General features: G+C 41.2%; 10 protein-coding genes. 2 read left to right on the plus strand and 8 right to left on the minus strand.

Annotated elements, in window-relative coordinates:
• Positions 1 to 484: 484 nt before the first annotated feature.
• Positions 485 to 814, minus strand: coding sequence for a multidrug/spermidine efflux SMR transporter subunit MdtI (mdtI, locus tag AC6I8W_RS25655; protein ID WP_497839372.1), 330 nt, complete (start codon positions 812 to 814; stop codon positions 485 to 487).
• Positions 801 to 1,154, minus strand: a complete 354-nt coding sequence (gene mdtJ / locus AC6I8W_RS25660; protein ID WP_497839382.1) for a multidrug/spermidine efflux SMR transporter subunit MdtJ — start codon at positions 1,152 to 1,154, stop codon at positions 801 to 803. Before mdtJ ends, mdtI begins: the two co-directional genes overlap by 14 nt.
• A gap of 673 nt (positions 1,155 to 1,827) precedes the next feature.
• Here mdtJ and AC6I8W_RS25665 point away from each other — a divergent pair.
• Entirely contained in the window at positions 1,828 to 2,274 is a 447-nt protein-coding gene (locus AC6I8W_RS25665) for an SgcJ/EcaC family oxidoreductase (RefSeq protein WP_497839373.1), read from the plus strand.
• A gap of 84 nt (positions 2,275 to 2,358) precedes the next feature.
• Here AC6I8W_RS25665 and AC6I8W_RS25670 read toward each other — a convergent pair whose 3' ends face one another.
• Genes AC6I8W_RS25670 through AC6I8W_RS25685 form a run of 4 tightly spaced genes read right to left on the minus strand, consistent with a single transcriptional unit; the run spans position 2,359 to position 8,506 of the window.
• Positions 2,359 to 4,086: a polyurethane esterase gene (locus tag AC6I8W_RS25670; protein WP_497839374.1), complete on the minus strand. Its 1,728-nt coding sequence runs from the start codon at positions 4,084 to 4,086 to the stop codon at positions 2,359 to 2,361.
• A 28-nt stretch (positions 4,087 to 4,114) separates the two neighbouring features.
• Entirely contained in the window at positions 4,115 to 5,440 is a 1,326-nt protein-coding gene (locus AC6I8W_RS25675; protein WP_497839375.1) for a TolC family outer membrane protein, read from the minus strand.
• Between the two features lie 41 nt (positions 5,441 to 5,481).
• Entirely contained in the window at positions 5,482 to 6,810 is a 1,329-nt protein-coding gene (locus tag AC6I8W_RS25680; protein ID WP_497839093.1) for an HlyD family type I secretion periplasmic adaptor subunit, read from the minus strand.
• Positions 6,797 to 8,506: a type I secretion system permease/ATPase gene (locus tag AC6I8W_RS25685; protein ID WP_497839094.1), complete on the minus strand. Its 1,710-nt coding sequence runs from the start codon at positions 8,504 to 8,506 to the stop codon at positions 6,797 to 6,799. Before AC6I8W_RS25685 ends, AC6I8W_RS25680 begins: the two co-directional genes overlap by 14 nt.
• An 855-nt stretch (positions 8,507 to 9,361) precedes the next feature.
• Between AC6I8W_RS25685 and AC6I8W_RS25690 the strand changes: the two genes are divergently transcribed.
• Entirely contained in the window at positions 9,362 to 10,702 is a 1,341-nt protein-coding gene (locus AC6I8W_RS25690) for a gluconate:H+ symporter (protein ID WP_497839095.1), read from the plus strand.
• 644 nt (positions 10,703 to 11,346) lie between these two features.
• Here AC6I8W_RS25690 and AC6I8W_RS25695 read toward each other — a convergent pair.
• Positions 11,347 to 12,087, minus strand: a complete 741-nt coding sequence (locus tag AC6I8W_RS25695) for a carbonic anhydrase (protein WP_497839096.1) — start codon at positions 12,085 to 12,087, stop codon at positions 11,347 to 11,349.
• Positions 12,088 to 12,577: 490 nt separating this feature from the next.
• Complete coding sequence (locus tag AC6I8W_RS25700) at positions 12,578 to 12,754, minus strand: hypothetical protein (protein ID WP_497839097.1); 177 nt, start codon at positions 12,752 to 12,754, stop codon at positions 12,578 to 12,580.
• Positions 12,755 to 12,997: the final 243 nt, after the last annotated feature.

Consider the following 12,997-nt stretch of genomic DNA (forward strand, 5'->3'; position numbering starts at 1 on the left):
ATAGTTAAGGCAAAAGGAAAATTGTTAATGAAATGATCTTTAATTGACCCAAATCAATATATTGACATTAAATATATTCATTCATTTTCAGGTATATAGTTCAGAATAGCTGGAGAGAAAAAATGAGGGGCATAGCAGGAAAACTGAATTTATAATCTTGCAGCCGACGACAATGCCTTTCCACAGCGTTTACGCAGGAATCCCCATGAGGAAGGTACAAAAACTTGGGTTATATCTGACCTGGAGCCCGATTTGCTATCAGGGCAATAATGCTCCGAGTTGGTTGAAGCATGACGGCAGGAAGTGCGTGGGCCCGGAAAACCGCCATACAGGCTGACTGAATCGCCACGGGTTTAACAGACACCTCAGGGTCACTCCATTTTGGCACAAAGTGGGGTCCAAACCTTTAACATCGGGTCGGGAAGTAATTGATACATGAAAGACCCGTTTTACGGGTCTTCCGTTGCCAGGATTGATCAGGCTGTCATGCGAATTTAATCAATACCATACCCATCAATAAAAATCCCATACCTAGCCAACCGGTGCGACTGAGACGTTGTCCAAACAGTATCCAACCTGCCCCGACCGTTGCAACCAGACCAAATCCACCCCACAACGCATAAGCTACTGATAAGTCGATGCCCTTCACCGACTGCGCTAATGCACTAAACGCGGCCAGCACTGCGACGAGGGATAATACGCCATACATGGGGCGGCGAAAACCATCCGAGAATTTAAGAAAAATATTCGCAGCAATTTCCAGCCCAATAGCAAGCGCCAACCAACTAATGTGCAACCAGTTAAATGTGTCCATCGGTGGTCTCCCTGCAATTCACAGTACCCGATTTAATCAGGATGATACCAATGATTAATGTCAGTAATCCGGCGATCTTCATCACCGACAATGCTTCTTCAAACAGGAGTACGCTGAACAAAGTGATAAATAAAATACCGATGCCTTCCCACATCGCATAGGCCACACCCAACGCGATGCGTTTCACTGCGAAAGAAAGAAAAATATAAGACGTCGCAATCATCACTAACATGATGATATAGCCCGAATTATTTTCGTTAAGGCTGGCCCATTTCATCGAAATAGTGCCTGTTATTTCGGCGATGATTGCCAAGGCTAATAATATCCAGTACCACATAATTTCTCCTCAGTGAGAAATGCTCTCAAACAACACTAAAATAGACAAAGTCATAAAAAATAAAAAAGATGAGGAGAAACGATACTAAAGCGCAAAGCGCCAGTGCTGATCGCAGATTGTAATGCAGGATAACGAAGAGATTAACACCATCAGTCGAGCTAACGTTTTTTTCATGATTGTACAACTTATCCACGCTGTTGCTTATCTTCGGTGTGGATTAAAAAGTCCTCAGTGGTTACACACAGATGTATTTTGGCATGTGATTCTAAATATTAATTGTGATTTGCATATCTTTACATTACAAGAAATTAAAGGTCTGGATTTAGCCAGGCCACAAAATGTCATAAGAAAGGTTGTTGTATAATGAAACGTTGCAAACTTACGCGCACATAACATTAAGTGTCAAATGGGAATAGAAAACATAACGGTCTTTCAGGTGATCAACATTGACCAGACGTGAATGAAAACTGGTCTGTGACAATGATAATTAACATTTGTTACGGCGAAAATTATAATAACATGGATTGTTTTACATATTACTTTCAATCTTATGTGTTGTGGTTTGATAACCACTATTCTCATTTGACACCCATTCATTGCATATGCTCTGACATTGTTTAGCCTGCATTTATCGCTACCTGGCTATCATAAGTATTAATCTGAAACGAGGTTATAAATGAAAAAAATCTTACTTGTCGCGTCACTTTCTTTAATATCTGTCCAGGCATTTGCCAATTCTGAGGTGTCTTGCCAAAAAACAAATGAAGACCAGATAGCTAGCCTGTTTGATAAATGGAATGATTCGTTAAAAACCGGTAACGCAAAGACGGTTTCCGAAAACTACGTCAGTGATGCGGTTCTTCTTCCTACCGTATCTAATCATGTACGTCTTACTGATGAAGAACGGATTGACTATTTTGAACATTTTCTTCAGAAGAAACCACAAGGGAAAATAAACAGTAGAAATATCCGTATTGGTTGTAATAAAGCTATTGATACTGGTATTTACACCTTCACCTTTGTTGATAAGTCTGAAGTACGTGCCCGCTATACTTTCACTTATACCTGGGATGGTAAAGAATGGAGAATTTCTACTCACCATTCGTCTGCCATGCCGGAATAATATACAGGAATTAATAAAAATGGCCTCCGCTTCCAGGAGGATCTCCAGTGAATGTAAGCCCGCAGCAATGCTGCGGGCTGTTTATCAGGCAACCATGATATGCATATCCGTTAGCATATCTGCGTTTACACCGACTAATGTCACACTGCTGTCACCAAAGGTAAGTAATGCATCATTGTTTATGAATGAGAGATGATTCAGGTAACTGTCATTGTCCTGAATATAACTGTTAGCCATGAAAACTAAACTGTCGGTACTGGTCATATTGTAAATAGTATCATTGGCAAAATCACCATAGAATAACACCGTATTATCACTCCCGTTCAGATAGATAGTATCATTGCCTGCACCGGTAACAACATTGCTACCCTGTGCGTTACTGCTGATATTACTGCCGCTATCACCTGAGAATAACCAACTATCATCATCATTAGATGCAATCGTATAGTTATTATCGATATTTGCATAATAGCTGCTGGCGTAGCTATATGAACTTAAGCTTCCTTGCAGCCCTGTATCGGTAACGCTATACTGCTGATTAATATTTACATCGAAACTGAAAATACTGAAAAGCGTATGATCGGCATTTACATATTGGATGTTTTCAGCTTTGGTAATGTCACCGGTTGAGTATTTAAAATAAAGTGACCCATTGGTATCGCAACTGAATGAAAAATCTGAGGTACTGCATTCAGTATAGTAAGTGTTTGTTCCTTCTCCACCGTAAATAATATTATAACCGATGTGGTCTTTAAAAGAGTCATCGCCTGCGCCACCGCAGAGATAGTCCGTACCTGAGCCACCTTGCAAAAGATCTGCGCTTTCGGTTCCGATGATAAAAGTAGAACCCGTATGATCAATGGATTTATTTAAATCTGAAACCCATGTGGTCGACCGATTCTCTTCGGAGAGGTTAGAGACAATGATATTGGAGTTTTGATTGGTAAAGTCATAGGCCTCAGAGCTAATGATACGCATGACACCATCATAATAACCATTTCCATTGTGTGCAGCCCAGGCTGATGGATTCAGCAGGGACATAAGGCTGCACTCACCGGTCAAGCCTGCGTAATAATCATTGAAGGTAACGATGTTATTTGTACAGGTCTCAAGTGGCGAATCGTGATTAAAAAAACTTTCAAGTGACAAGCTGTGGCCTTCAAGAACCCTGAACACCGGATCGTTTTCATAACCAATGTTTAAGACAGAATCACTCGCCTGATTTTGGGTGGGTGAGGCAAACGCAACGTAACTGGAATCTTGGAAGAAGCCATCCCAGGCTCCCTCAGAAGCGAGGGTAGCCATACTGTTTACAGCCAGGCCGCCAAGGCTGTGCCCGCTGAAAATAATATCACTGCCGTTTAATCCATTAGCTTGTGCGAGCGTCGCAACGGATGACATCAATTTGCTGTAAGCATTCAGAATGTAGTTATCTGCATATCCATCTACAAATGCCGATAACACATCGCTGACTCCATCCAGTAGAGTATTAGTCAAATCATCAGATGCACCAGCATATGTTCCCGTTCCCCAGAAGCTAACCCCAATGTTTGTCAGATGACCCTGTTCATCGTATTTACCCAGGACACTACATTCTGCACTACTGAATAATAGAGACTCACCATAAAATGCTCCGTATGGATTGCTGCTACCATCGTAATTTAACGTTGAACCATCGAGTATTTTCCAGCCATCATCGCCGGAGAAACTATAGTTACTATCTGTAACCGCTCCAAAGTTTATACTATCAATAGTAAGTGCATCTTTAATTAACTGTGCGTCGTTCTCGCCCTTATATGAAAAAACCGACATAATAACTCCTTCATTTTGCATTATTGAATTACCCGGAGAAATAGCTATCTATCACCGCTAAATCACTATAGGTTATTTCACCGGATTGTGAGAGCAATCCAAACCATGCCTTTATATGCGCATTTTTCTCTTCAGAAAGCTCAAGCCTGCTTTTATATAAATCTTTCTCTGCGTTAAGCAGATCACTGTTTTGTTTTTGTCCCGCAACAATACTTTTCCGAGTCGCTTCAACCTGTTTAAGTGTAGCCTCAACAGCATGAGAATACGCATTTATTTTACTTGGCGCGTTACGGCATTTATTTAATAACTTCTTTATTTCATTTGAGGTTTTTATATATTGTTCATCTTGTTTATATTGTGCCTGCTCATATTTTGCCGTTGATTGACGAAGATGTGCTGAGTCGGCACCACCTGAATAGAGATCCATACTTAAACGAACACCGATACTGTTGGTGCGATATTTCTGGTTGACAGTATTATCACTGCTCGAATCATTTTCTGAGTGCATAGCATAGAGCTGGATACGAGGCAGAAACCCGGCACGATTGACTTCTATCTCGCGACGTTTAGTTTCCACTTCCTGGCGGGCTGTGATCATATCCGGGTTATGTGCATACGCTTTTTTAAGCCAGTAACCATAGTCAGTTGATGCTAACGGCAACAAAAGCGGTTTATCAGTAAGGATCGGAATTCCTTGCAGTTGTGACACATTCAGACCAATCAACGAAGCCAAATTATCGCGAGCGGTCTCCTGGTCATCAATAGCTTCCTGCTCATCAGCGATAGCCATACTCAGTGCAGCATCGGTCTCGACAATATCTGTTACAATCCCGTCTCCCGCTGTAAAACGCTTTTCATTGAGCGTCCGCAGGGCTTGCAAAGTTGTCTTACGAAATGTGGAAAATTCAAGTCGTTGCTGTGCTTGAGTTAACGTAAGCCAAGCGTCAACTAAACGTGTTTGCAGGCTCAAAAGTTCACTGCGATAACGCTCATCCGCTTGTAATTTTTGCAATATACCAATGCGGTAGCGGGAATATGCCTCGTAATCAAATAAAGGTTGTACCAATGTAATCGAAGCAGAATAACTGTCATAATTCTGATGGGTAGTCACATCGGTTTTCTGTCCATAATAATTAGTTTGACGATATTGTTGCTTCTGCCTGTTATGCGGTGTGCGCTGATAACTCGTTGAGACTTTCGGCAGTAATCCTGCCCGACCAATTGCAATATATTCCTGACCTGCCAGTTTCTCTTTTACCGCAGCAAGATATTGAGGATCATTATCCATCGCCATAAACCATGCCTGAGATAATGTTAAAGCATTCACATTAACGGGTAAAATTAAAGCGATCATGATACTCAGCCATATCATTAACTCTCTTCCTGAAAACACGACTATTCCTCAATAAATGAACGTGACAGACGATCTTTGATCGGTCTGATTAAATAACTCAACAGTGTCCGTTCACCTGTTTTTATAAATACTTCAGCTGACATGCCTGGTTTTACCTCTTCATCACTCAACATTTTCATTCCTTCAGGTGTCACCGCCACCTGAACTTTATAATAAGGCTTATGTGTTATCTGGTCAGTTTGGCGGTCTGCAGAAACAAGGATAACTTTTCCAGGAATTCTCGGGGTTCGCTGGTGATGAAAAGCTGTAAACATCAAAGTGACGGGCAGGTCATTATGAACCTGATCCCGCATATTCACATCCAGATGTGCGTCTATAATTAGCGTTGCATTTTGGGGCACAAGTTCCATTAATTGTTCGCCCTGAGAGACAACTGCACCATCGGTAGTGAGATTAAGCCCGAGGATCACACCATCGTGGGGTGCTTTAATTGTGGTCTGAGCAAGCTCAAACTCTATCAGAGATAATTGCTTACGGCTCTCGCTAATTTTAAGATGGATCTGGTCCAACTGAGTTTCGACATCTTTGTCATATTCAGCGCGGTGTTGTCGGATTCGAAGATTAATCTCCTCCATCTGACTTTTCAGTTGTGCTATACGCCCTTCGGTTTCGTTAATATCAGCAGCAAGGGAAGATTGCTGCTGTTCTGAATCCAGATAGCGGTTGTGTGGATAGTATCCCTCACTCATCAATGGTTGAAGATTTTTCAGTTGTTGAGCCAGCCATGACATACTTTTGGTTTTATTCCTGTTCGACTGAATAAGGAAATTAACCTGTTGATTGATTCCATGGATGGATTGTTGTAAGCCATCCATATCTTCTTTTAAAGCACTCTGCCGGGCATGCATCAGCATGGTCTGCTGTTGTAAAATGCGATCCAGTTCCACTTTTGGAATCAATGATTCTGGCAACTCAGGTAATGTTATTGTGTCAAGCCCTATACGTTCAGCCTCTAAGCGTTGTTTTGTCAGAATAGAGGTAACATACATAAGACGAATTGCATTTAGCTGGGCCAACATCGGGGTCTGGCTGAGAATGGCAAGAGTCTCTCCTTCCTGGACCTGCATCCCCTCTCTGGCGGAAATTAACGTGATGACACCACTGACAGGTGCCTGAATTACTTTACGATATCCTTCAACCATGACAGTTCCGGGTGCGACAACGCCTTTCTCCAGGGGAGCAAAAGTTGCCCAAAGAAAAAAACTCCCTGCGCCTGCCAGCAATACGAGCCAACCGAAAAATATATAATGATGCTGGTTGACCGTGGACGATTCGTTTTCTGGTAATTCGAGGTAACTATGATGCGACACACTCCCCCCTTGAAATTTCTTTTCCGTGAGGAGTGAGTTGTTGTAAAACCTGTGATGTAGGACCATGCGCGCGGATTTTGCCATCACTCAACAGCATCAGATGCGTAGTCAAAGGCACAATGCCTGGGCGGTGCGAAATAACCACCACACTTTTATTACGCACTTTCAGTTGTTCCAATGCTTTATGAAGTGATTTTTCTCCAGCGTCATCCAAACTAGCATTCGGTTCATCAAGTATAATGAGAGCAGGATCGCCATACAGTGCCCTGGCCAAAGCAATACGTTGCTTTTGTCCGCCAGACAGGCCGATACCTTGTTCACCAATAATGGTGTTATAGCCTTCAGGAAATCGAAGGATCATTTGATGTACACCGGCCATTTCGGCAGCGCCAATCACCTGTTTTTCATCGATCTCGCTAAAGCGTGCAATATTTTCAGCAATGCTCCCCGAAAAAAAGATCACCTCCTGTGGAAGATAACCGATGCCAGGTCCGGAAGATTGCTTATGCCACAGGAAAAGTTCGGCATCATCCAGTCTGACCGACCCCTTAATTGGGAGCCAAATCCCCGTAAGGGCACGAGCAAGGGAGGATTTCCCCGAGGCGCTCGCACCCACAATACCGAGCACTTCCCCCGGATTAACAGAAAAGGAGATATGCTCAAGGATAATGTGCTCATCATTATTAGGGGGCGTGAGCGTGATGTTTTCTACAGTTAATCGTCCTTGTGGGGGGGGTAAAGACAGACCAAGGGTTGGGGCTGGAAAATCGACTAATAAACGGGTTATTCGGTTCCAGGACAATCTGGCAGACCGGAAGTTACGTGCAACACCAATTAACTGTTCAACCGGTGATAATACGCGCCCCAGTAGTATGGAACCTGCGATCATCATCCCTGGGGAGATATCACCGCGGATGGCCAACCAACAACCCAGGCCGAGAATCAAGGATTGCAGCGCCATACGACAATATTTAGTGATTGCCACCATCAAAGAGGCATGTTCGCTGGCCTTGCTTTGATGAAACAGAAACGACTGATGCATGCGATTCCATCGCGTTCTGAGATTATCCAGCATTCCCATTGATACGATGATTTCTGCATGTTGTAAGCTACTGTGCGCTTGATGATTGGATATAATCGAAAGATGGTTGGCCTGGCTAAGCAGTTTATGAGTCAGTTTATTATTGATTAACGCGAGGGCAATGAGTAAGAGTACGCCGCCAAGTGCAAATACACCCATCCAGAAGTTAAATAAAAAAATAACCAAAATATATAATGGAAACCATAGTGCATCAAAAAATGAAAACAATGCTGGTCCGGTAATAAACTGTCGTAGGCTTGTCAGGTCATTGAGTGTCTGAGATGCATCGCCACCATTTTTTGCCAGGTTTTTATTGCAGGCTGCTGTGAAAATTTTTCCTGACAACGCATTATCAAATTGATTTCCTACTCTAATTACGATCATGCTTCGGCTATATTCCAGTAGAGCCATGATAGCGAACATAGCCAGAACAAGTACAGTCAACATCAGCAATGTGTTAGTATTCCCTGAGGTCAAGGCACGGTCATAAACCTGAAGCATATAAATTGATGGAGCAAGCATCAGCACGTTGATGACTGAAGAAAAAATAGCTATTGAAAATAACGTCCACTTACTGACATCAAGGAAATTTTTAATTACATGCCTTGATAACATTCCACCTCCACACTCCAATATGATAATCTACATTGTTGCAATGATTCTAAATTCGCTAATTTTATCTCGTAGCGCCTACGCTGCAAAAATTCACCCTCTGAATACCCCATTGCTAAACCCCGCTCATCAAGTGCAGTGATTATACACAATGGGAATTAACTGATTCAGCATCGAGTTTACATTTATTCAATAAATGGTGTCATATGATAACAATTGTATGTGTTAAAGTAATGAAGTCATTATGCTAAAGGTGTTTTGTTTAAATAAATGATCGTTCTTTGATTGTGAAATGTTTCATTTATCATAATTAATGATGGTATGTATAGAGATTTGTTATGTAACGTGACCCAATCAAGTTTAAAAAAATCGCTTTCAATTTGATAAAAATCAATTTTTACCGAAAGAACTCTTCGGGGTTGATGTTTTTTTATTGAAAATCAATGTACTGAGTTCCAATCAGTCATGATGTTAACGATTTCCTAACAAATAATGTGGATTTTTATTAAAAAAGATAGAAGAGACTGGCGGGTGAGTTCGAGCTGACCTGGCGCAGGCTGGAGGAAATGAAAAGTAACGAGTAAGGCATTGGCACAGATGAAAGAAAAATGATACTGCGTGAGGAATTCCGCCTGGCCTGATAATAAAACTGAATTATCCACCTTATCTGACCATTAAGTCACTAAATCAAACAAAAGTGGATTTACAATCGCACTAACATCCTTTGTCATATGAATCTACTCAGCAGAGAGAATATGGATATTTTTCAACACGATTATGAAGTGTGAACTAACGCATAAAAAAAAAGATGCTTGCTGGTATGGTAGAAGGCCAACTCATCTTGATAAGGATTTTAATATGGCAGAATCACTCTCTTTGATATGGGTGTTGCTGGGTATTGGATTATTGATACTACTCAATCAAAAATTTAAATTTCACAACATTTTTTCTTTGCTTATTGCTGGAATTTTTGTTGCTGTAATGGTCGGAATACCTATTGATAAAGTTGTCCCGCTAGTTCAAAACGGACTCGGGAGCATAATGGGGCATCTTGCGCTAATTATAATATTTGGAGCTGTAATCGGAAAATTCATGAGTGAATCTGGCGCCAGTCATGTTATTGCCGAAACTGTTTTAAGGTATTGCGGACAAAAATACTTACCTTTCGGATTGCTCCTTATCGGGGTGATCTTCGGCATGGCAATGTTTTATGAAGTTGCTTTCCTTATTGCAACTCCATTGGTATTAAGTATTGCAAAAAAATCAAATATTCCTTATATGAAACTGGTAATACCGGTTGTAGTAGGAGCCACGATGGGACATAGCATTTTCCCTCCTCAACCGGGACCGGTAGCTCTCATCACTGCTTTTAACGCAAGTATTGTGCAAGTGTATGTTTATGGGGCTCTCATACTTATACCCTCATTGCTGTGCGCAGGCATCCTTCTACCAAAATTTTTGCCAGGAATTAAGGATATTCAGCTTAATTCAATGATTAAATTATCTCCAGACGTAAACTTTGAATTCCTTCCTTCTTTTAAAACAAGCATAGCAATCCCTCTTATACCTGCAGTACTCATGATTCTAGCTTCAATAATTAAGACGGTCAGTCCAGAAGAGTCATTTTTTTATAAATTATTTAGTTTTATTGGTAGTGCAGAAATTAGTATGCTTTTGGCAACTATTGCTGCAATTTGGCTTCTGGGAGTAAAAAGAAAATTAACTTTTGAAAAGATCACTGCAGATGTTTCTGACTCAATTTCACGAATTGCGAATGTACTCTTTGTAATTAGTGCAGGCGGCATATTAAAACAAGTAATTGTTGATTCAAACGTTGGCGATAGCATTGCCTTACTAATGAGCAAGTTAGACATATCCCCATTTTTAATTGCATGGCTTATAACGGCTGTAATACGTATTCTCACTGGCCAGGGTGCTGTAGCTGCAATTACATCCGCTGGTATTGTAGCTCCAATGATTGATGCCTTCGATTTGAACCCTGCAATGATGGTACTTGCGGTAGCATGCGGTAGTAATACTATTACTTTAATGTATGATGGTGGCTTTCTACTTTTCAAAGAGACATTTGGAATATCAATGAAAGATACATTTAAAACTTGGGGGTTATTGGAGTTGATTAACTCTGTTGTAGGTTTATTTTGTGTTATTGTTTTAAATTATCTCTTCATGATTTTATAGGCACTAGCCACCGATCGAGTAATTGAAAGACAAAATACTCAATCCTGTGGCAGCTTAAATTTTAATGATAAAAATAACGAGGAGTTATATCAGACTCATAAAAGCCATCAAAAGCCAATTCACATTCATTTAAAATCAGCACGTTCTTTTGTGTTCGATAATTAAAGCCGGTAATTAACCGGTTTTAATTATTGTTATTGCGGTTATCCAGAATAAAGTGCAGAAAAGCACCATTAAAATCCATACTGACCGTCGAAACATTTCCTTCTCTCTGCCTTTAATTTCCCTTGTGACCAGAAACTATATCTCTAAAAACAAAATTTAAAGTGGTTTTACAGATTAATTTCCTATTCCCGGAACTGCGTTATCTTAAAACATACAAGCACGGAACATTCGTAAAATAATCACAATCAAATGGCTATAATGATATGTTTTAACACTGTTTTTATAAATGAAAAATTACTCATACTCTATGAATCATTTAACACTAGCTAGTTGCTTGAAGGGAAAATCACGGGAAGGGTAAGAGTGGTTGGTGAAATTGATCGTGATGATGGCCGGGTGGAAATTGACTCTGACAGTATTTAGATAATGAAATAGCCCCTCCAAAATCACAGAGGGACTTATTTCAATGTCAGCTTAACTTATTCAACTATAACCCTTCCGTTTAATGGCTGTAGAGGTCTGTTGTTACTTGTCCTAAGTGCTTGCTGAATTTTTTCAAGCTGTGCCTGAGATAACTCGACAGTGTTCTTCATCACTATCCAGCGTAATCCTTCGCTACAGGGAGGTGTGGTCAGTGAACCGCTATATCGATAGTAATGCTTATCCTGTGGGAATAGAGGGCTTAAATCTATTTCATTCTTTACTTTTACTTCCTGGTTAATTTTTTTGGGTAAATCAGAAAGAATAGAGCTTATTACTGAGTTCTCTTTCCCTACTGTAAACATAACAGCTATGACAGCCACGTCGCCAGTTTTGTTACTATGTACGAAATGTGCCTCCAGTGGAAAACTTTTTCCTTCAACCATATTTTCACTAGGTGTGTGAAAGTGAAACTGTTTAAGCTCAAATTTCTCACCGTCAATAATGAAATCGTCCTGATCTGTTACGTTGACCTGCAAAGTATGCCCGTTATTTATTATGGATTCTGGAGCAGTGTGAAAATCAATTTTAAGAGGAGGAAGACCTCCCTTAACGGCATTTCTGATGTCTATAGGTGACTGAAACTTGCCATTGTGACATTCTTTATATTCACTGCCTAAATCCCCCCAGTGCTGCGGCCCAGCTTTGCCCTCATAGTTCCAGTGAGGAAGAGAGGCATAACTCAATGACACTCCACTTACGAACAATGTAATACCAAAAATCAGACGACAATATTTCATATAACCTTCCATTAGTTGATTTTCTATATAAAACCATCAGCACTATAAACGCTCATAAGCTTTTCCATAAATACATAAAAGTCACAAACTATAGGTTCCTTAATGCGTGTCAATTTTTTGCAAGATAACTTCTCGCTTTCATTTTTTCAGAATAAATAACCGTATTAATCTCCAGTACAATAATTACCTTATTAAAGTTCGCTGCTCGCCGTCGGACCAGCAACGGGATAGCATGACTGCAAGAAAAAGTGGCTGCATAGCGCGGCAGAACCATACATTAGACATGTGTGGCCGATGACGACAGAGACGCATAAACATAGCGCGGCCATCACTAAACTTTCGGCGGTGCTGATACCAGCCGCCGCCGTGGGGCAACGCAGCATGGTGAGGTAAGGCTTTTCCCGATCGCCCTCTTCATAATTCAGTATTCCAATAATCCGACTCACTTCATTTCTTCTTCTCTAGCGACCTGTTTTACCCTGCACGCCCTTCACGTGGCAGCGAGATCAGGCAAGACCTGCACTTTGTAGCCGGAGATGATGTCACTACTGGCGCGATTATTAGTGACGCAGGAAGAGATCTCGCCAATGAGGGATTTCCAAAATAGCGCCACCCCTCTACCACTCAGCACCAGCGTATCGATGCCGGTGGTCAACGTTTCAGTCATGACTGGCCACGCGGTCGGTACTTTTGTGCCTGCAGCGCATCTCCGTCTACGGCATGGCCCGGAGTGGTTTAAAAGCCCCGGAGGGAAGAAGCAACTGGGGGGGTGAATCGCAGTACGAGAAACCCGTACAATTGGTTAAGCAATTATTGATCTGAGGCGTAAAAAAAACCTGCTTTCGCAGGTTAAGAGTATATAGCTATTTTTAATAATGACAGGCATAAGGCTTAACGATTAAAGCGTGTC

This window comes from Pantoea sp. X-Soil-TKNS-1211, assembly GCF_059730495.1.

Bases quoted from the DNA above. Each gene is read 5' to 3' on its own strand.
- AC6I8W_RS25700 (WP_497839097.1), bottom strand. From the start codon at position 12,754: ATGACTGAAACGTTGACCACCGGCATCGATACGCTGGTGCTGAGTGGT.
- AC6I8W_RS25690 (WP_497839095.1), top strand. From the start codon at position 9,362: ATGGCAGAATCACTCTCTTTGATATGGGTGTTGCTGGGTATTGGATTA.
- mdtI (WP_497839372.1), bottom strand. From the start codon at position 814: ATGGACACATTTAACTGGTTGCACATTAGTTGGTTGGCGCTTGCTATT.
- AC6I8W_RS25665 (WP_497839373.1), top strand. From the start codon at position 1,828: ATGAAAAAAATCTTACTTGTCGCGTCACTTTCTTTAATATCTGTCCAG.
- AC6I8W_RS25675 (WP_497839375.1), bottom strand. From the start codon at position 5,440: ATGATCGCTTTAATTTTACCCGTTAATGTGAATGCTTTAACATTATCT.
- AC6I8W_RS25695 (WP_497839096.1), bottom strand. From the start codon at position 12,087: ATGAAATATTGTCGTCTGATTTTTGGTATTACATTGTTCGTAAGTGGA.
- AC6I8W_RS25685 (WP_497839094.1), bottom strand. From the start codon at position 8,506: ATGTTATCAAGGCATGTAATTAAAAATTTCCTTGATGTCAGTAAGTGG.
- AC6I8W_RS25670 (WP_497839374.1), bottom strand. From the start codon at position 4,086: ATGTCGGTTTTTTCATATAAGGGCGAGAACGACGCACAGTTAATTAAA.